Origin of the sequence: Halopenitus malekzadehii, assembly GCF_900108505.1 — an archaeon.
GTDB classification, from domain to species: Archaea; Halobacteriota; Halobacteria; order Halobacteriales; family Haloferacaceae; genus Halopenitus; species Halopenitus malekzadehii.
In genome coordinates this window covers 887,940-905,165 of sequence record NZ_FNWU01000001.1, presented here as the reverse complement: position 1 = coordinate 905,165, position 17,226 = coordinate 887,940, and the positions used below count along the sequence as shown (strand labels likewise).

The 17,226-nt window shown below is 67.8% G+C and carries 20 protein-coding genes and 1 tRNA gene; 8 read left to right on the top strand and 13 right to left on the bottom strand.

Annotated elements, in window-relative coordinates:
• Nucleotides 1-17 precede the first annotated feature (17 nt).
• Complete coding sequence (locus BLW38_RS04485) at nucleotides 18-599, bottom strand: tRNA (cytidine(56)-2'-O)-methyltransferase (protein WP_092814842.1); 582 nt, start codon at nucleotides 597-599, stop codon at nucleotides 18-20.
• 128 nt (nucleotides 600-727) lie between these two features.
• Between BLW38_RS04485 and BLW38_RS04480 the strand changes: the two genes are divergently transcribed.
• Nucleotides 728-1,675 carry an NAD-dependent epimerase/dehydratase family protein gene (locus BLW38_RS04480; RefSeq protein ID WP_092814839.1) on the top strand — a complete coding sequence of 316 codons (948 nt, stop codon included), beginning with the start codon at nucleotides 728-730 and terminating at the stop codon, nucleotides 1,673-1,675.
• Between the two features lie 80 nt (nucleotides 1,676-1,755).
• A complete protein-coding gene (locus BLW38_RS04475) occupies nucleotides 1,756-2,541 on the top strand; it encodes a DUF2797 domain-containing protein (RefSeq protein ID WP_092814835.1) in 786 nt (261 codons plus the stop codon).
• Between the two features lie 82 nt (nucleotides 2,542-2,623).
• On the opposite strand, the gene BLW38_RS04470 is transcribed toward BLW38_RS04475, so the two are convergent.
• From BLW38_RS04470 to BLW38_RS04460, 3 genes are all read right to left on the bottom strand, one after another.
• A complete protein-coding gene (locus tag BLW38_RS04470; protein ID WP_092814831.1) occupies nucleotides 2,624-3,322 on the bottom strand; it encodes a flavin reductase family protein in 699 nt (232 codons plus the stop codon).
• A complete protein-coding gene (locus BLW38_RS04465) occupies nucleotides 3,322-3,804 on the bottom strand; it encodes a VOC family protein (RefSeq protein WP_092814827.1) in 483 nt (160 codons plus the stop codon). Before BLW38_RS04465 ends, BLW38_RS04470 begins: the two co-directional genes overlap by 1 nt.
• 89 nt (nucleotides 3,805-3,893) lie before the next feature.
• Nucleotides 3,894-4,352, bottom strand: coding sequence for a DoxX family protein (locus BLW38_RS04460; RefSeq protein WP_092814824.1), 459 nt, complete (start codon nucleotides 4,350-4,352; stop codon nucleotides 3,894-3,896).
• Between the two features lie 69 nt (nucleotides 4,353-4,421).
• Between BLW38_RS04460 and BLW38_RS04455 the strand changes: the two genes are divergently transcribed.
• Together BLW38_RS04455 and BLW38_RS04450 are read left to right on the top strand one after the other, a co-directional pair.
• Entirely contained in the window at nucleotides 4,422-4,892 is a 471-nt protein-coding gene (locus BLW38_RS04455; RefSeq protein WP_092814821.1) for a winged helix-turn-helix transcriptional regulator, read from the top strand.
• Between the two features lie 111 nt (nucleotides 4,893-5,003).
• Nucleotides 5,004-6,524: an aldehyde dehydrogenase family protein gene (locus tag BLW38_RS04450; protein ID WP_092814819.1), complete on the top strand. Its 1,521-nt coding sequence runs from the start codon at nucleotides 5,004-5,006 to the stop codon at nucleotides 6,522-6,524.
• A gap of 43 nt (nucleotides 6,525-6,567) precedes the next feature.
• Here BLW38_RS04450 and BLW38_RS04445 read toward each other — a convergent pair whose 3' ends face one another.
• From BLW38_RS04445 to BLW38_RS04420, 5 genes are all read right to left on the bottom strand, one after another.
• On the bottom strand, nucleotides 6,568-7,428 hold the full coding sequence (locus tag BLW38_RS04445; RefSeq protein ID WP_177167419.1) for a PH domain-containing protein: 861 nt from the start codon (nucleotides 7,426-7,428) through the stop codon (nucleotides 6,568-6,570).
• A 353-nt stretch (nucleotides 7,429-7,781) separates the two neighbouring features.
• Complete coding sequence (locus BLW38_RS04435) at nucleotides 7,782-8,630, bottom strand: carbon-nitrogen family hydrolase (RefSeq protein ID WP_092814808.1); 849 nt, start codon at nucleotides 8,628-8,630, stop codon at nucleotides 7,782-7,784.
• The gene (locus tag BLW38_RS04430) at nucleotides 8,630-9,064 is read right to left on the bottom strand and encodes a CoxG family protein (RefSeq protein WP_092814805.1); all 435 of its coding nucleotides are present in this window, start codon (nucleotides 9,062-9,064) and stop codon (nucleotides 8,630-8,632) included. Before BLW38_RS04430 ends, BLW38_RS04435 begins: the two co-directional genes overlap by 1 nt.
• A 66-nt stretch (nucleotides 9,065-9,130) precedes the next feature.
• Nucleotides 9,131-9,361, bottom strand: a complete 231-nt coding sequence (locus tag BLW38_RS04425; RefSeq protein WP_092814802.1) for a DUF7123 family protein — start codon at nucleotides 9,359-9,361, stop codon at nucleotides 9,131-9,133.
• Between the two features lie 84 nt (nucleotides 9,362-9,445).
• Nucleotides 9,446-9,628 (bottom strand): DUF7525 family protein, encoded by a 183-nt coding sequence (locus BLW38_RS04420; RefSeq protein WP_092814799.1) that lies wholly within the window; start codon nucleotides 9,626-9,628, stop codon nucleotides 9,446-9,448.
• A gap of 179 nt (nucleotides 9,629-9,807) precedes the next feature.
• Between BLW38_RS04420 and BLW38_RS04415 the strand changes: the two genes are divergently transcribed.
• Nucleotides 9,808-11,052 carry an LEA type 2 family protein gene (locus tag BLW38_RS04415; protein ID WP_092814796.1) on the top strand — a complete coding sequence of 415 codons (1,245 nt, stop codon included), beginning with the start codon at nucleotides 9,808-9,810 and terminating at the stop codon, nucleotides 11,050-11,052.
• 120 nt (nucleotides 11,053-11,172) lie between these two features.
• Nucleotides 11,173-11,367, top strand: coding sequence for a hypothetical protein (locus BLW38_RS04410; RefSeq protein WP_321166950.1), 195 nt, complete (start codon nucleotides 11,173-11,175; stop codon nucleotides 11,365-11,367).
• Between the two features lie 18 nt (nucleotides 11,368-11,385).
• On the opposite strand, the gene BLW38_RS04405 is transcribed toward BLW38_RS04410, so the two are convergent.
• Genes BLW38_RS04405 through BLW38_RS04390 form a run of 4 tightly spaced genes read right to left on the bottom strand, consistent with a single transcriptional unit; the run spans nucleotide 11,386 to nucleotide 15,930 of the window.
• Nucleotides 11,386-12,327 carry an ABC transporter ATP-binding protein gene (locus tag BLW38_RS04405; protein ID WP_092814790.1) on the bottom strand — a complete coding sequence of 314 codons (942 nt, stop codon included), beginning with the start codon at nucleotides 12,325-12,327 and terminating at the stop codon, nucleotides 11,386-11,388.
• Complete coding sequence (locus BLW38_RS04400; RefSeq protein ID WP_092814787.1) at nucleotides 12,328-13,503, bottom strand: FecCD family ABC transporter permease; 1,176 nt, start codon at nucleotides 13,501-13,503, stop codon at nucleotides 12,328-12,330.
• Complete coding sequence (locus BLW38_RS04395) at nucleotides 13,496-14,719, bottom strand: TroA family protein (protein WP_092814784.1); 1,224 nt, start codon at nucleotides 14,717-14,719, stop codon at nucleotides 13,496-13,498. The genes BLW38_RS04400 and BLW38_RS04395 overlap by 8 nt, the downstream gene beginning before the upstream one ends.
• Nucleotides 14,716-15,930, bottom strand: coding sequence for an ABC transporter substrate-binding protein (locus BLW38_RS04390; RefSeq protein WP_092814782.1), 1,215 nt, complete (start codon nucleotides 15,928-15,930; stop codon nucleotides 14,716-14,718). Before BLW38_RS04390 ends, BLW38_RS04395 begins: the two co-directional genes overlap by 4 nt.
• Before the next feature lie 138 nt (nucleotides 15,931-16,068).
• On the opposite strand from BLW38_RS04390, the gene BLW38_RS04385 reads away from it, so the two are divergent.
• Entirely contained in the window at nucleotides 16,069-16,758 is a 690-nt protein-coding gene (locus BLW38_RS04385) for an SRPBCC family protein (RefSeq protein WP_177167418.1), read from the top strand.
• 136 nt (nucleotides 16,759-16,894) lie between these two features.
• Nucleotides 16,895-16,966, top strand: a tRNA-Ala gene (locus tag BLW38_RS04380).
• Nucleotides 16,967-17,226 lie beyond the last annotated feature (260 nt).

Sequence of the window (17,226 nt, the reverse complement as noted above, 5' to 3'; positions counted from 1 at the left end):
CGTTGGATCGGGTGTTCTCACTCGTCCGTTTGAGGGTCTTTGACAGTCCCCGCCCCGGGAGCATCCGTCGGATCGACGACCTGCTTTCCCTCGGCCTGCGGCACGACGACCTGCTTGGCGTCAGCCCACTCGCGGTCGAGCTCGGCGCCCGCGAACAGTCGGTCGAGGAAGACCGCCAGCCCGGCGACCTCGGAGTGGGGCTGGTTCGTCACGCCGACGTTGAAGGTGGCGTGTTCGTACAGCTCCCAGGGCACCTTCTCGCCGCCGACGACCACGAGCAGCGGGCCGTCGGCGTGGGCCCCCCGGACGTCCTCCTCGACGGACTGGACCGGTTCGCCGTACATCGTCAGGTGGGCGATCGGTCCGTCCCAGCTCCGGACGACCGACCGCTGGTCCTCGCGGAGTTCGACGCCGAACGGGCCCCCGAACCGATCGGTGATGTCCCGGACCGTCTCGGCCGACTGGCCGGCGTTGTCCGGGAAGATCACCCGGTCGGCACCCAGCGCCCGGGCGGTGAGCCCGACGTGGGTCGTCATCCGGTCGTCGCGTCCCGGTCGGTGACCGTACCGGAGGACGACGACCTCGTGTGCGTCCTGCATGGCCACGTTTCGACGGGCTGCGGGTAGTGGCTTTCGCCATTCGATCGTGGCCGACGCGAACGCCGCGGTTCATCCCCGCGGCCGGGGCGGAACGCAACGCACTTGCGGCGCGCCCGCCGACGAGGCGTATGAACCTTACAGGCGCACGCGTGCTGATCACGGGCGGCGCGGGGCTCGTGGGGAGCCATCTCGCGAGCGACCTCGTCGACGACGCCGAGCTCGTCCGGGTGATCGACGACCTCTCGAAGGGCGACCGCGACCGCGTCCCCGACGGTGCCGAGTTCGTTCGGGGGGACCTCACCGACCCCGACGACGTCGCCGAGGCGTTGACGCCGGATCTGGACGCCGTCTTTCACTTTGCGGCCTACACTGACACCAACTACGACGACGACCGTGAGCTCTTCGAGGAGAACACCGAAATGACCTACAACGTCGCCGAGCGGATGATCGAGGCGGGCGTCGAGACGCTCGTGTTTACCTCCTCCTCGACGGTCTACGGCGAGGCGCCCCGCCCGACGCCGGAGGACTACGCGCCGCTTGAGCCGATCTCGATCTACGGGTCCGCGAAGCTTGCCGACGAGGCCCTGCTGTCGACGTACGCTCACTCCTACGGGCTGACCGTCCGGAACGTGCGGTTCGCCAACATCGTCGGGCCCCATCAGCGCGGCAACGTGATCCCGGACTTCATCCAGAAGCTGCAGGCGGACCCCGAAACCCTGACCATCCTCGGCGACGGCCGCCAGGAGAAGTCCTACCTTCACGTGACCGACTGCGTCGACGCGATCCGGCACGTGCTCGAGCACGCCGACGGGGACTTCGCCACCTACAACCTCGGCACGCGGACGACGACCTCGGTGACCGAGATCGCCGACATCGTGAGCGAGGAACTCGGGCTGGGTCCCGACTACGAGTACACCGGCGGCGACCGTGGCTGGACCGGCGACGTCCCGAAGATGCGCCTCTCCATCGAGAAGCTCTCGGCGCTCGGCTGGGAGCCCGACCGGTCGAGCCACGAGGCGGTCCGCCGGGCGACCCGCCAGCTGATCGCGGAGATCGCACCGGAGCACGCCAAGTGACCGGCTCGTGGTGGTCGGGAACCGGTCCCACCACTCCACGAACCGAACCCTTCTAAGCACTCTTTCGCCTATTTCGGCGTATGCAGATCGTCGGCTACGAGACGGGCGTCGGAACGGACGGCGATCCGGAACCGGCGGAACTGCTCGTGGCCGACCGTGACGGCGGGATCGAACGGATCGACCTGTCCCCGGGCCGCACACTGACCTACGACCTCGATGAGCGGCACTGTGCTGGAACGATACACGACGGCGCCCACATCGCCTGTTCGGAGTCGGCGGCGCCGTACTGTGCGGCCCACCGCGACGTCTGGGTCTGTGCACGTTGTACCGGCACGTGTTTGAAGGACGAGATGGACTGTCACGACCCGCACGCGATCTACCTCGCCGCCTTCGCCCCGTCCCGGTTCAAGGTCGGTGTGACCCGCCTGTGGCGCCTCGAGACCCGCCTCCGGGAGCAGGGCGCCGACCGGGCTGCCCACGTTCGGACGGTCGAGAACGGCCGGATAGCCAGGGAGATCGAGGCCGGGCTGGCCGCCGACGTCGACGGCCTCGTCGACCGCGTTCGGGTGGAGACCAAGCGTGCCGGCCTGGCGGCGACCGTCGATGCGGCCGCCTGGGAGCGCCTGCTCGACCGGTTCGACGTGCTCGACCGGTTCACCTTCGAGTACGGGCTCGACCTCACGGACCGGCCGATGGCGGAAACGATGCTCACCGGCCGCGTCGTCGGGACGAAGGGGCGGCTGCTCGTCCTCGAGCGTGCCGGATCGACCTATGCGGTCGATCTTCGGGACCTGGTCGGTCACGAGGTCGTTGATCGGCGGTCCGAACGCGACCTGCAGGCGAGTCTCGGCGCGTTCGGCGGATGAGGTAGGTCCCTCGCGGCGACCGCCGCGTCGGTCAGGACGGTCGCTCGATCACGGTGGTCGCTCGATCACGGTGGTCGCTCGATCACGGTGGTCGCTCGATCTCGAACCGGTCGCCGGTCTCGGCGTACCAGTTTCCGGCGAGCCGGCCGACGACGTCGAGCTTTCGGACGTCGAGTTTCCCGTCGGTCGTGACCGCCTCGTCGACGTGGGCGTAGACGACCTCGCCGAGGACGAGCGTGGAGCCGCCGACGTCGACGGTGTCGTACAGCGTGCACTCGAAGCTCACGGCCACCTCCGCGACCCGCGGCGCGTCGATCCGGTCGCACTCGACGGGGGTGACGCCGGCGCGGTCGAACTCGCTCTCCCCGCGGGGGAGCGTCGCGGCGGTCTCGTTCATCGCCGTCACGAGATCGTGGGTGACGACGTTGATCGCGAACGCCTCGGTCTCGAGCGCGTTCGCGAGCGAGTCCTTCGGCGCCGCCCGGGTGGCGACCGGCGCGAACAGCAGCACCGGCGGATCGACCGCCGCAACCGTGAAGAAGCTGTACGGCGCGAGGTTCTCGCCGGCCGACCCGCGCGAGGAGACCCACGCGATCGGCCGCGGACCGACCGATCCGGAGAGGAGCCGGTACGGCGAGCCGAACGCGTCGGGGTCCCCGCCGCGGACGCGACGAGTCGTGTCGGCGTCCGTTTCGGCGTCATCCGTCCCATCCGTGCCGTCGGTTTCGTCCGTACCGTCCGTGTCGGCGTCGATCCTGCCGGATGCGTCGCCGTCCGCCATCAGTCCTCGTACCCTTCCTCGAACGGATCGATCTCGGTCTCGCCGGGGGTGTCCTCGTCGACCGTGAAGCCCGGTTCCGCGGTCGCGAACTCGAAGACGAGCCCGTCGGGGTCGCTGAAGTAGATGCTCTTGAAGTACGTTCGGTCCTTGACCGCCGAGACGCGAACCCCCTGATCGCGGAGGTGTTCCTGCCACTCCCGGAGGGTCGCCTCGTCGTCGACGCCGAACGCGAAGTGGTGGCTCGCGCCCGGGCCGGGCGCGCCACGCGAGTTCGGATACTCGAAGTAGGTGACGACCGCGCCGGGCTCCCCGGCTGGCGTCGGGGAGAAGTAGTAGTGTTTGGTCCCGGGATCGTCGTAGTTCTGGGTCCGTTTGACGGTATGCCACCCGAGGACGTCCTCGTAGAACGCGACGGTTTCGTCAATGTCCGTACAGATGTTCGTCACGTGATGGAGGCCGGTGGTCGGCGGTGTGTCGGTCATTGGATGGTGGTGGTCGGGGAACGGTAATAAGTGATCGTGGTGCGGTCCGAGTGCGGTCCGGGTGCGGTCCGAGTGCGGTCCGGCCGGGACTAGAAGAGGCCGACGCCGATCGCGTAGGGCCACTCGATCGAGGCCAGCGCGAGGAAGCCGAGCGCGGCCGCGAACAGGCCGGCGTTCTTGAGGAAGCTCGTCATTTCGGACTCCTGCTGGTCCTCCGGGACCGCCCAGAAGTCGTGCATCATCGGCGTCGCCACGAGTAGGAAGACGGCGAGCGCGCCCGCGGCGAGTGCGGGCAGGGCGCCGGCGGCGATCCCGAGACCGCCGAATACGAGCAGCACGCCGGAGGCGATCACGGAGAACGTCGGCAGCGGAACGCCCTTCACCTCGGCGTAGCCGGCCATCCCCTCGACGTCGAGGAAGTGGTTGATCCCCGTGAACGCCAACACGCCGCCGAAGACGAGGCGGGCGATCAGGAACAGTTCACCCGCGAACGGGGCGTCGAACGGTGCGGCGGACTGTACCGGTAGCGTCGCGATTTCTGGTAACATCGTGTAACCTGCTGTACGAACCGAACCCTTATATCCGTTCCCGGACAAAATGGTTATCAGGTAACACCGATGTCATCCCCGGAACTTCTCGAGACCGACGACGCCGGAACCGACGCGACGACCGATGCCGCAACCGACGCCGCGGAGGCCACTGACGCCACAACCGACGCCGCGGAGGCCACTGACGCCACAACCGATAGGGGCGGCGGTACCGATGCCGCCGCGGCGAACCCGGGCGCGTGCCCGGTCGTCGACTCGATCGAGCAGATCGGCTCGCGCTGGCGGCTCGTGGTTCTGCACGAGCTCCAGAACGGCGAGGTACGGTTCAACGAGTTGAAACGATCGACGGATGCGAACGCCCGAACCCTCTCACGGGTGCTCGACGACCTCCAGGAGACCGGCTTCGTCGAGCGCCGGCTCGAGGAGGAGTCGCCGGTCGCGACCTACTACAGCCTGACGCCGAAGGGGGAGTCGCTGTGTCCCGTCTTCGACGCGATCGAGGGCTGGGCCGACGAGTGGCTCGCCGCGTGTCAGGAGTAGGTATCGTCCGCGGTCCGTGGTCCACGCAGCTCCCGGGTCATCCGGCTTCTCACTCCCGCCTCGACCATAGTCGGGGGTAACCTTTGAACCGTCGCGCCCGTAATGGCCCCTATGGCGGAACCGTACCAGCACTACATCGACGGCGAATGGGTGTCCGGCGACGCCGAGGAAACGTTCACGAGCGAGAATCCGGCGACGGGTGAGACGCTCGGCGAGTTCGAGCGGGCGACGCCCGCCGACGCCGACCGGGCGGTCGACGCGGCCGACGAGGCGTTCGAGGAGTGGCGCGAGCTCTCGCGGATCGACCGCGCGGAATACCTCTGGGACGTCTACCACGAGCTGCGTGAACGCACCGACGAACTCGGCGAGATCGTCACCAAGGAGTGCGGCAAGGAGATCAGCGAGGGGAAAGCCGACGTGGTCGAGGCCGCCCATATGGTCGAGTGGGCGGCGGGCGACGCGCGCCATCCGAAAGGCGACGTCGTTCCCTCGGAGATCCCCGCAAAGGACGCGTATATGCGCCGCAAACCCCGCGGCGTCACCGGCTGTATCACGCCGTGGAACTTCCCGGTCGCGATCCCCTACTGGCACATGGCGATCGCGCTGGTCGAGGGGAACACGGTCGTGTTCAAGCCGGCCGAGCAGACGCCGTGGTGTGCACAGATCATCGCCGAAATGTTCGACGACGCCGGCATCCCCGACGGCGTGTTCAACATAGTGCAGGGCTTCGGCGACGCCGGCAACGCGATCGTCGAGAACGACGACGTCGAGACGGTCCTCTTCACCGGATCGGCCGAGGTCGGCCATATGATCCAGGACAAGCTGGGCGGCGTTCCCGGCAAGCGCGTCGCGTGTGAGATGGGCGGCAAGAACGCCATCGTGATCACCGAGGAGGCCGACCTCGACGTCGCCGTCCACTCCGCGGTGATGTCCTCCTTCAAGACGACCGGCCAGCGCTGCGTCTCCTCAGAACGACTGATCGTCCACACGGACGTCTACGAGGAGTTCAGGGAGCGATTCGTCGAAGTGGCCGAGGCGGTCGCCGTCGACGACCCCCTCGACGAGAACACGTTTATGGGGCCGCTCATCGAGGCGGAACACGTCGAGAAGGTGACGAAGTACAACGAGCTGGCCAGAGAGGAGGGCGTGAACGTCCTCGTCGACCGGACGGAGCTCGACGACGCGGAGATCCCCGACGGCCACGAGGACGGCCACTGGGTCGGCCCGTTCGTCTACGAGGCGGACCCCGACGACGACCTCCGGTGTACCCACGAGGAGGTCTTCGGTCCACACGTCGCGCTCCTCGAGTATGACGGCGACGTCGAGCGCGCCGTCGAGATCCAGAACGACACCGACTACGGGCTCGCCGGCGCCATCGTCTCCGAGGACTACCGCCAGATCAACTACTACCGAGACCGTGCCGACGTCGGGCTCGCGTACGGCAACCTCCCGTGTATCGGTGCGGAGGTCCAGCTCCCGTTCGGCGGCGTCAAGAAGTCCGGCAACGGCTACCCGAGCGCCCGTGAGGCGATCGAGGCGGTCACCGACCGCGTCGCCTGGACGCTCAACAACTCGAAGGACATCCAGATGGCCCAAGGCCTCTCGGCCGACATCAAGACGAAGGACGACTAGCGGACGACCGCGACGATCCGCCGTCGGTCAACCGGTTCGACGGCTATCCGTCCGCCTCCTCGAGGCCGCCCAACGCGTCGTCGACGACGCCGTGTTCGCGCCGGCCCTCGTTCAGCGCGACCGTATCGGCGTAGGTCTCCCTCGCGTATCCAACGTGGACGTACACGAGCGTTGCCACGAGCGCGAGCGTGTACAGCAGGGGACCGATCCCCGGGAGGATCACGCCCGAGATCAGGACGCCGATGACGTACACGACCGCCAGCACCACATACGCGATGACGATCCTGATCAGGGCCGCGACGGCGACCCAGAGCTCGCGCGTGTAGACGTACCCCAGCGGCGGGAAGAGCGCGGACAGTCCCGCGGCGACGAGCGGCGACCACGTGCGATCGGGAGCCCGCGAGCCCGCCGGATCGACGGCCGGCGCACGCTCCCGGACGTAGTCCGCCGCCGCGGGCACCGCGGACGCGTCCGGGTTCGTTCGGAACCGATACGTCGTTCCAGTCCCGTCGGTGATCGACAGGGTCGCCGTCGTCAGCGACTCCTCCCAGTCGACGCCGACGACGTCGTCGTAGTCGAACTCCCGGACGCTGTCGCCGTCCTCGTGGCCGGCCACGTAGTGGATCCCCCGGTCGGTGATCAGGAGGAACTGCCGGCGGGTGCTACCGCCGTCGTCCACGTCATCGGGACGTTCCTCGGTCCCGTCCCGGCGGCGGATCTCGATCCCCGTCCCGATGCTCCGGAGGAGGTACTCGGGCCGTTCGTCCGGCTGGAGATACGCCATTAACGGCCGATCGTGGAGACATGTCCCCCGCCAGCCGTCGAGTTCCGACAGGTGTGCCGGCTCCATCTCGCCGGCGGCGGCGTCAGTAAGCGCGGCCGGGTCCCGCTCGTCCACCACCATATATGTGGCATTGTGTCTCATTCCACATATAGTTTGATGGACTGACACATCCGTGGCCGTGGACGTCTCCAAACGGCGACGAACGACGGCGGAAGGATGGCGGGAGGCGGTGGATGGGTGATGTGCGCGGCCGGGGAGCGGGCCGTGGCGGATCCCGGACCACGGTCCGTCCTCACATCACCCGGGTGGTCGGGACGGGAGCGGATAGTACCGACGTTCCGACGAGAAAAGCGTCGAAACCTCGGCAGCCATCGGTACGTCGTCATCCCGAATAAATGTATGGAACTCGGGAGCGGTCCGTCCCCGATCACCGCCGGTTCGGATCCGATCGATCCGTCTGCCGGCACCCACGTTCACTCGATCCGACGGTCGCCGAGCGCGGGGAACTCCTCGCGGACGGCGGCGACGCGGTCGGGATCGAGATCGGCCGTCACGGTCTCGGGGGCGTCGTCACAGGTGGCGATCGGGGTTCCCCAGGGATCGTACACCGTGGTTCGCCCGACCAGCGTGTCGCCGCTCTCGAAGGTTCCGCTCCCGTTGATCGCCGCGACGTACGAGAGGTTCTCGATCGCGCGACTCCGCGGGAGCGTCTGCCAGTGTTCAACGCGGGGGTAGGGCCACGCGCTCGGCACGAGGACGAGGTCCGCGCCCGCATCCAGGAGCCGGCGATAGAGTTCCGGGAACCGGAGGTCATAACACGTGGTCACGCCGACGGTGAACCCGGCCACGTCGGCGACGTCGACGCGTTCGCCGGGTTCGAGGCGTTCCGACTCGGCGGAGCCGTAGCCGAACAGGTGGTGTTTGCGGTAGACGAGCCGCCGCGTTCCGGTCGCGTCGAACAGGACCGCCGTGTTCGCGAGCCCCGATTCGGCGGGGACGTCGAGCCCGTCGGCCGCCGACGCGGCGAGGTCCTCAATGACCGTGCCGGCCAGGATGGCAACCCCGTGCTGGCGGGCCCGATCGGCGAACCGCTCGAGGCGCTCGGACGCGAGGCTCACCGCCGCACGCTCGTAGGTCTCGAAGGCGAAATATCCCACGTCGAACAGTTCGGGGAGGGCGATCAGGTCGGCGCCATCGGCGGCCGCCTCGTCGATCGCCTCGAGGGCGCGTGTGAGGTTCGCCTCGACAGTGCCGCCGTCGATCTCGAGCTGGACGCACGCGAGTCGAGTGGTCGATGTGTCGGTCGTGGCTGTGTCGGTCATCAGTCGGTCGTCTCCGTCGCGACGTCCTCCGTGAGGGCGCGCTCGAGGTTCTCGATCTCCGACTCGAAGTTGCGCTCGAAGAACCGCTCAACGCCGGGGAGACGTCCCTCGACGACGAACTCGTTCTCGAGTCGACTCGTCCCGTCCTCCTCGACGATCGTGTGTTCGCCCGTGACGCGGAACGCCCGCGACCGGCCAACGAACCGCACCCGGTTTGGCGGGTCGCGGTCGGTTTCGGTCGTCTCGACGTCGATAGTCGACCGGATCACCGGGATCGGCAGGCGGAGGTGCCACGTCGCGTGCCGGTCGTCGTGAACGTCGTAGGACTCGACGACGCTGATGACGCTGGCCCGTTTTCCCGGATCGGCGATGAACGACCAGACGTCCTCGGGATCGGCCTCGAACGTGAACGTCCGCGAGACACGGACCGTCATACCACCGGCTACGTGTGGCAGCGAATAAAAAGGGGTGGATCCGGACCGTCGAACACGTCCCGCCGGTCAGGCCGTCGAGCGCGACACGCGCCAGGTGGTCGATCGGGCGCGGCCCCACTTTTCGATGTCGACCTCGTCGGATTTCTCCGCCAGGTTCGGGAGCCGGCTGCCGACCTGCTTGGCGGTGAGTCCGATAGCGTCGGCGATCGTCTTCGAGCGAACGTACTGTTCACCCCGAGACGCGCTATCGTGGAGGTACGCGAGGATCCGGCGTTCTTCCTCCGTATATTCGGTCATCGTCGATCGTAGGCCGCGGCGACGTAAAACGGTTTCTCGTCGGGCTACCTGATTCGGCAGCTACTGTTCACCGCGGGGAGGATGTCATTCGAAGAGATGGAACGCCGAGACCGACAGGATGGCCGCGATCATTGCCACGCCGAAACCGCCCGCGGTGACGATCTGTGAGGGGCCCGCGAACATCACGACCGCGCCGATGGCGACGATCGCGGCGGCGGCCAGCCCGACTCCCAATCCCACGTCCGATCCGGTGGCTCCTTCGCTCATACTCGAACCTTCCGCGGCGCTCACTTATGATTTCGGATCGTCCGGCGACGGAGATGCTCCGGTCGGAGATCGCCACGAGCACGCCACAGCACCACCACGCCGAGTGACGCCTGGCTACGACCGGTGACACCCACGACCGGCGCCTTTTAAGACGTTCAAGCCGCCACGGTGGAGTAGCTATGGGTTTGGATCGAATCCGATCGATCGGGGGGATCAAGCTCGCGCTCGTCGCCGTCGTCGGGCTCGGCGTCGTGGTCGGCGGTGGCCTCGCTGCCGGCGTGATCGGCGCGCCGAGCGTGACGGGTGTGGACAACGGGTTCGGCACCGTCACCGAGAACACCACGGAGATCACCACGGACATTCACGTCCGCAACCCGAACCCGATCGGCGTGACCGCTGGCGGGGTTACCGCCGACTACGAGATACGGCTGAACGACATCCCGATGGCGAACGGGACCAAGGAGGGTGTCGCCCTCGATCGCGGGAACGACACGATCGCGACGACGACCGCGATGAACAACTCCCGGATCCCCGACTGGTGGGTAAGTCACCTGCGAAACGGCGAGCAGACGACGTTGACGGTCCACGCCGACGTTCACTCCTCGCTTCTGGGACGGTCGTTCGAGGCCCCGAACGTCGAGCGCGGGATCGACACCTCGCTCATCGAGGCGTTCAATTCGACCGAGGACAAGCCGGTGAACGCGTCCAGTCCGGTCGTCCCCGACCCGGTGGTTGTGATCCGCGAAACCCGCGGCGAGTGGGGATCGATCTCCGAGTCGGAGACGGAGATCCGGATGGCCTTCGACGTGTACAACCCCCGATCGGTCCCGATCGCCGTCTCCTCGATCGGCTACGACATCGGGATGAACGGGATCGAGATGGGATCCGGCAACACCGAGACGTCGACGGTCATCCCGCCACGGAGCGAGGAGACGATCAACGCCACGTTCCGTCTCGACAACGAGCACCTCGACGAGTGGTGGGTGAGCCACCTGCAAAACGACCAGGTGACGACGCTCACTGCCGACTTCTTCCTCCGGATCGACCTCTCTGAGGGCGGCGGAGAGACCGTGGAGGTCCCGCTCGACACGATGACCCGAACGATCGAGACGGACATCTTCGGTGAGGGTGGATCCGACGGTGAGGGTGGCTCGGGAGGCGACGGCGGGTCCGACGGCGCGAGCAGCGACGGCGGATCGACGGAGACCGACGACAACGGAACCGAGACCGAGACGACGACTGACACGCCGGGTGGACCCGACACGCCGGCCGAAACGGAAACCGAGTCCGACGACGGCCTTCTCGGGTCGGGGACAGAGACGACCACGGAAACGGATACGCCGACCGAGACTGAGACCGCAACCAACACGCCGACCGAGACGGACACACCCACCGAGACGACCGACGACGGCGGTCTTCTCTGAGACCGTCCCCTCGATCCGTCGGCCCGGCTCCCCGTCGAACGGCGATGGAAACCGTCGTCGTTTTGGTGGCGCCGCCCCGATTCACTCGTCGTGAAGCGTTTCCTGACCTCGGACCTGGGTGTGTATCTCCTGGCAGGCGCGTTCAGCGCGCTCGTGTTCGGCGTCGCGCTCGCGGCCCTGTCTGTGTTCGTCCCGGGCGGGCTCGGGGACGTCCAGCTCGCCGGGCTCGTCGTCGGGTTCCTGCTGTTCCTTGGCGCCCACGTGGCCGCGATCTGGATCTATCGCGAGATCGGCGCGCGAGAAGGGGTCCCGTAGCGGGCACGCTTGCGCTGCTCACGACTCGTCGTCCCCTCGATCGACCGGTCGGTGCGGCGTGATGGTGGGTCCCTCAGGCGTGTCGCCGTCGACGGTGGCGGCGACGCCGAAGACGTCCTCCAGAAGGGCCTCCGTGACGACCTTCCGAGGCGGGCCCCAGTCGTAGATGGCCCCGTCCTTCATCGCGATGAGGTTGTCGGCGAAACGGGCTGCCTGTGAGAGGTCGTGGAGGACGACCGCGACGGTTACGCCGCGTTCGGCGTTCAGCTCACGGATCACCTCCATCACCTGCAGTTGGTGGCGCAGATCGAGGTAGGTCGTCGGCTCGTCAAGCAGCAGGACGTCCGTCTCCTGGGCGAGCGTCATCGCGATCCAGACGAGCTGCTTCTGGCCGCCCGAGAGGTCGCTCACGGGCGACTCCCGGAGGTGGTCGACGCCGGCGAGGTCGATCGCCCGGTCGACCGCCTCGTCGTCCGCCGTCGAGACGGCCTCGAAGAACCCGCGATGCGGGTACCGACCGTGATAGACGAGCTCCTCGACGGTCGTGCTGCCCGGCGCCTCGTTCTCCTGGGCGAGGAGGCCGACCTCCCGTGCGAACTCCTTGGGCCCGTACTCGGCGACGTCGCGGCCGTCGAGAAGCACCGACCCGCCCTCCGGCTCGAGCTGCTTGGCCAGCGCCTTCAACAGCGTCGACTTGCCGGAGCCGTTCGGCCCCACGAGCGCCGTCACCTCGCCGGCCGGAACGTCGACGCGGTCGGTCGTTACGACCGGTTCCTCGGTCGAGGGATAGCCGATCCGGAGCGCCTCGCCGTGGATCGCGGACGGTTTCGCGGTGGGATCGGACGCGGCCGTGTCGGTCGGACGTGTTCGATCGCCTGCCGGACTGGCCGTGTTCGATCGTGTGTCTCCGTTCGTGCGCTCGTCCGCCGGCCGTGACGTGGAGCGGTCGTTCCCCGTCATTTATAACTCACCCAGGTGTCGCGTCCGGCGCATCAGGTAGAGGAAGTACGGGCCGCCGACGACCCCGGTCACGATCCCGACGGGGATCTGGATCGGATCGAACGCCAGGCGGGCACCGACGTCGGCGCCGACGACGAGCGCGGGACCGACGAACAGACAGCCGACGATCAGCCGGCGGTAGTCCGACCCGACGACGGTGCGAACCATATGCGGGACGATCAGGCCGACGAACCCGACGATTCCGGCCACCGAGATGGCGCCCGCGGCCGCGAGGATCGCCACCGCGGACAACAGGAACCGGACGCGCTCGACGGACATCCCGAGCGAGCGTGCGGTTCGCTCGCCGAGCAACAGGACGTTCAGCTGTCTGGCGCCCGCGAGCGCGAGCACGCTCACGAACAGCGTGACCGGGAGCACGATCCGCACCTGCTCCCAGTCGGTCCCCGTCAGCGAGCCCGTCGTCCAGGCGATCGCGGACTGGACGACGCCGACGTCGTCGGCGAAGAAGAAGATCCCCGTCTGGAGCGACTGGAAGACGGTCCCGACGATCACGCCCGCCAGCACGAGCCGGACCGGCGAGGTGCCGCCCTGCCAGGCGATCGCGTAAACGAGCAGGAACGCGGCCGTCCCCCCGAGGGCCGCGAAGGCCGGCAGGAACGTCGCCATTCCCGAGAAGACCACGAGCGTCAACAGGATGGCGAGCCCGGCTCCCGAGGAGACGCCGAGGATGTACGGGCTGGCGAGTTCGTTCCGCGTGACCGCCTGGAAGATGGCGCCCGAGACGGCCAGGCACATCCCGACGAAGGCCCCGACGAGCACGCGCGGGAGGCGGACGTTCCAGACGATGATCGTTTCGTGTGCCAACTCGACGTCGAGGTGCCACCCGAAGTGGCCGGCCAGCCAGCCCGCGATCGTCTCGCCGAGGAACAAGCGCGCGAGCAGCCCCGGGCTCGACCACACCGCCGGGTCGAACACCGCGTTCCAGGCCTGCCCGACCGTCATCGTGTAGGTTCCGAAGCTCACCTGTACGAGCCCGCCCACGAGGACGATCGCGGTGCTCACGAGCGCGACGCTCGACAGCGACCCGTCGACGAGCGCGACCACGTCTCGCAGCCGGTCGCGGAGGGTCGGTCTCGTCGTCTCGGTCGTCCCCGCGTCCCCGGAGGCCTCAGCCATCGGTTCGAACCACCTCCGCGACGCGATCGCGGTCGAAGAGCCATTCCCCCTCGGGGATCTCCGGATACGGACCCCCGTCGTAGTCGGGCCAGGTGCCGAACCGGTCGGGGAACAGCTGCTTCGCGGTCATCTCGGTCTGGAACAGGGTCACGATCGGCCCCTGCATCGGGACGCCCGAGGGGTAGACGCGTCCCTCGTCGACGGCCGTGATCTCGCGGCCGACCGGGTGAGCAGCGAGCGTCTCGCGGATCTCCGGGACCGAGTAGTAGGAGGCCAGGCCGTACGGGACGAGGAGCACGTCGGGATCGAACTCGAGCATCGCCTCGTAGCCGTATCCCGACCCGATGTCACCCGCATCGTCCGCAAGCGCGTCCGTGACGCCGAACGGCCGGACGTGGGCACTCGCGTACCCCGGCGCGTCGATCGCGGTCGGGTAGAACGTCCCGTCCATAAGAAAGGCCATCGCGACCGTCGGTCGCTCCGCCGGGGGCGGAAGCTCGGCCTCGATCGTGGACACCAATTCGTGCCTGACGGACGCGAGCGCCCCGAAGCGGTCCTCGGCGTCGAAGACCGGTGCGACGCGCTCGGCGACCTCCCAGAGGGTGTAGTACTCGTAGTCGTCCGCCCACGATCCTGGCGGGTCGCCACGCGTGCGACCGTAGTAATTGCCGATCCACGGCGCGACGTCCGTTTCGATCGTCTCGACGTCCGTCCGTTCCCAACCCTCGAAGGAGGTGACGAGCGCGGGGTCGATCAGGTGGAGGTCCGAGTCGAGCTCGTAGAGCAGTTCCGCGTCGACCTGCACCCCGTCGGTTCCGTCGTTCAACTGCGTGAGGCCGTCCCAGTCGACGTCGACGCCATCGAGACGCTCGTAGTAGGCCGCAAGCGTGGCGCCGTCGACGGCGGCGTCGAATCCGAGCGAGTTCACCGCGTCCGCCGCACCGTATGCGACCGCCATATCGGCGTGCAGCAGGTCGTAGACCGCGATCGATCGGGGGACCGACTCGCCACGCACCTCGCCGGCGGGCGCGAGCGAGGCGGTCCAGCCGCCGGTGGAGGTCGGCTCGGCCCCGTCGCTCGACAATCCTTCGGAGTCGGCGTCCTCCCCGGTCGCGGCACAGCCCGCGAGCAGGCTCACGCCTGCGACCGCCGCGGCGCCGCGTCGGAGCCACTCTCGACGGGTATTCCCAGCAGGGGCTCGACCGTCGACGGTCACGACTGCCCCGCGACGATCGCGCTCACGCGGTCGCGGTCGAACAGCTTCTCCTCGACGCCGTACACCTGTCGGGCGGCTCGCTCGGTGAGTACGAGGTTCGTGATGGGTCCCTGATACAGCGGGCCGCCGCGGTAGACGTCGCCGTTCTCGACGGCCGTCAGCTCGCTCGCGACGTCGTGATCTCGCATATGCGCCAGGACGGTGTCCTCGAACTCGCTCGCGGTCTTGGCCTCCTCGCCGCGAAGGAGGATCACGTCCGGATCGACCTGCAGGAGGGTCTCGTAGTCGATCGCGCCGCGGTTACTGTGGAAGTCCGTCACGTCGGTCTCCGCGAGCGCATCGACGACGCCGAGGTCGCGCCACTGTTTGAAGCTCGTCCCCTCGTCGATCAGGTACGGGGAGAAGGACTCCGGCGCGTCGACCGGGTCGGGCCAGAGGATGGCTACCTTCGGGCGCTCGTCCGCCGGCGGAACGACGTCGGCAACGCGCGCCTGGAAGTCCTCGTGCAGCGACGTGAACGCCTCGTACCGGTCCCGCCGGTCAAACACCGCGGCGAGCTTCTCGAAGGCCTCATAGAGGGTGTAATAGCGGTAGTTCTCGTGCCAGCCGTAGCCGCGCGAGAAGATCGAGTTGCCGACGAACGGGCCGACGCCGGTCGCGACGTCGGCGACGTCGTCCTCCTCCCAGCCGTCGAAGCGGTTCAGCAGGAAGTTGGGGTCGATGACGTGGACGTCGGCGTCGAGCTCGTAGAACAGCTCCGTGTCGACGCCGCCCTGGTAGAGGTCGACCATCCCGCTCGTGTCGGCCGATACGCCGTCGATCCCGTCGTAGTAGCGCGTATGGTACCGGCTCGTGAGCCAGACGCCCTCCGGAGGCTCGAGGCCGAGCGCGACGCCCATATCCGCCCAGCTGCCGTTGTTCGCGACCCAGGTTTCGGGGACGGACTCGAAGGAGACCTCACCGACCGGGGCCATCGTGACCGTGTAGGAGCCGTCGCCGTCGGCCTCCTCCTTGGTGTCGGTCGCCCCGGAGTCGGTCTCGGTTGCGTCGGTGTCGGTTTCGTCCGAGTCGATCGCGCCCGGCGAGCCCGCACCGGGGTCGCTCGTCGACGTCGAATCGGCGTCGCCGCCGGTACAGCCGGCAAGGCCCGCAAGCAGCGCGCCGGCGCCGGTTCGGAGGACGGTCCGTCTGGTGGAACGATCCCTCGACATACTCTTTAGGCTACCCTAAACGAATAAAGGGGCTTCGGTTTTTAGGCACGCCGAAAGACCTGTGAGCCGCGTTCCGACTGGTCTGTGTGCCACGAACCCCGGCGAGGGTTTATGTCGGCGCCGTCCCCACCGACCGGCGTGGACGAACTCGTCGTTCGGACGACGGTGTACGCCGATCCCGCGGACGTTTACGCGTTCCTGCTGGAGTTTCCGCGGTACGCGCAGTACACCGACTACCTCGATCGCGTCGACCGGCTGGCGGGCGACGGCGGCGTCGGGAGCGAATACGCCCTGCGGTTCTCGTGGTGGAAACTCGGGTACACCGCCCGGTCAGCGGTGATCGACGTCGATCCCCCGACCCGGATCGACTGGCGGCTCACGAAGGACATCGACGCACACGGCTGCTGGCGGATCGAGCCCACGACGGTCACCCCCGAAACTGCGGACGCCAGGATCAAGCGCCCCGGGGGCGCCGGCGGTGCGGTCACGGATCGGGAGTCCGGGTCACAGCCGGCGGAGCAGTCGAGGACTGAGGCGGAGACCGAGACCGTGGAGGGGCCACACACCGAGTCGGAGCCGGACGTCTCCGAGGAGCCGGTCACGATCAACGCCTGCGAGGTGGCCCTGGAGATCCGGTTCGATCCGGACACCGCGAGCGCGGACGCCGTGGACCTCCCGCGCCTCGTCTCCTTCGGGTGGGTTCTCGAGCGCGCGATCCCGCTCATCAAGGAGGAGGCCGTCAGCGTCGTCGAGCGCGCCGTCGCCGATCTCGAGGGGCTGCAGCGACCCGTCGATCTGGAGGTCACCGTGGACTCCGAGCGGTTGTGAGCGACGTCGGTCGGGTTGCGTGGACCGATACGCGCGAGTCGATCGTCAAAGCGACGCGTCGTGTGTGAGTCCCTGCCGAGTGGGCGTCGTTTCGAAGCCCTTATGGTTGAAACGGGGATACCGTAAGTCGCAGCGCGGGCTCGTAGATCAGTGGTAGATCATCCCCCTGGCACGGGGAAGGCCCGGGGTTCAAATCCCCGCGAGTCCACTCGGCTCCTTGCAGTCGCCTCGTTCCCTCGCGTGGTCCCGTTCGCTCCCGACGGTCGCTCACGGGACCCCCGCGAGTCCATTTCTGAACGAAGTGAAGAAATGGCGAGCGGAGCGTTCGCTACGCGAACGCGTGGTGTGAACCCTATCAGTCGCGCGCAGCGAGCGATGCGAGCACGTTTGGTTTCAGAGTTGACAACTACTCTCTGGAAAAAGGGGTCTATCAGGATTCCTCAGTAGTCGGTATGCTATCTCCCTCCG

Excerpts from the sequence above, each read along its gene's own strand:
- BLW38_RS04400 (WP_092814787.1), bottom strand. The coding sequence starts at position 13,503 with ATGGCTGAGGCCTCCGGGGACGCGGGGACGACCGAGACGACGAGACCG.
- BLW38_RS04485 (WP_092814842.1), bottom strand. The coding sequence starts at position 599 with ATGCAGGACGCACACGAGGTCGTCGTCCTCCGGTACGGTCACCGACCG.
- BLW38_RS04450 (WP_092814819.1), top strand. The coding sequence starts at position 5,004 with ATGGCGGAACCGTACCAGCACTACATCGACGGCGAATGGGTGTCCGGC.
- BLW38_RS04470 (WP_092814831.1), bottom strand. The coding sequence starts at position 3,322 with ATGGCGGACGGCGACGCATCCGGCAGGATCGACGCCGACACGGACGGT.
- BLW38_RS04415 (WP_092814796.1), top strand. The coding sequence starts at position 9,808 with ATGGGTTTGGATCGAATCCGATCGATCGGGGGGATCAAGCTCGCGCTC.
- BLW38_RS04465 (WP_092814827.1), bottom strand. The coding sequence starts at position 3,804 with ATGACCGACACACCGCCGACCACCGGCCTCCATCACGTGACGAACATC.
- BLW38_RS04425 (WP_092814802.1), bottom strand. The coding sequence starts at position 9,361 with ATGACCGAATATACGGAGGAAGAACGCCGGATCCTCGCGTACCTCCAC.
- BLW38_RS04430 (WP_092814805.1), bottom strand. The coding sequence starts at position 9,064 with ATGACGGTCCGTGTCTCGCGGACGTTCACGTTCGAGGCCGATCCCGAG.
- BLW38_RS04420 (WP_092814799.1), bottom strand. The coding sequence starts at position 9,628 with ATGAGCGAAGGAGCCACCGGATCGGACGTGGGATTGGGAGTCGGGCTG.
- BLW38_RS04480 (WP_092814839.1), top strand. The coding sequence starts at position 728 with ATGAACCTTACAGGCGCACGCGTGCTGATCACGGGCGGCGCGGGGCTC.
- BLW38_RS04390 (WP_092814782.1), bottom strand. The coding sequence starts at position 15,930 with ATGTCGAGGGATCGTTCCACCAGACGGACCGTCCTCCGAACCGGCGCC.
- BLW38_RS04405 (WP_092814790.1), bottom strand. The coding sequence starts at position 12,327 with ATGACGGGGAACGACCGCTCCACGTCACGGCCGGCGGACGAGCGCACG.
- BLW38_RS04435 (WP_092814808.1), bottom strand. The coding sequence starts at position 8,630 with ATGACCGACACAGCCACGACCGACACATCGACCACTCGACTCGCGTGC.
- BLW38_RS04445 (WP_177167419.1), bottom strand. The coding sequence starts at position 7,428 with ATGGTGGTGGACGAGCGGGACCCGGCCGCGCTTACTGACGCCGCCGCC.
- BLW38_RS04460 (WP_092814824.1), bottom strand. The coding sequence starts at position 4,352 with ATGTTACCAGAAATCGCGACGCTACCGGTACAGTCCGCCGCACCGTTC.
- BLW38_RS04475 (WP_092814835.1), top strand. The coding sequence starts at position 1,756 with ATGCAGATCGTCGGCTACGAGACGGGCGTCGGAACGGACGGCGATCCG.
- BLW38_RS04455 (WP_092814821.1), top strand. The coding sequence starts at position 4,422 with ATGTCATCCCCGGAACTTCTCGAGACCGACGACGCCGGAACCGACGCG.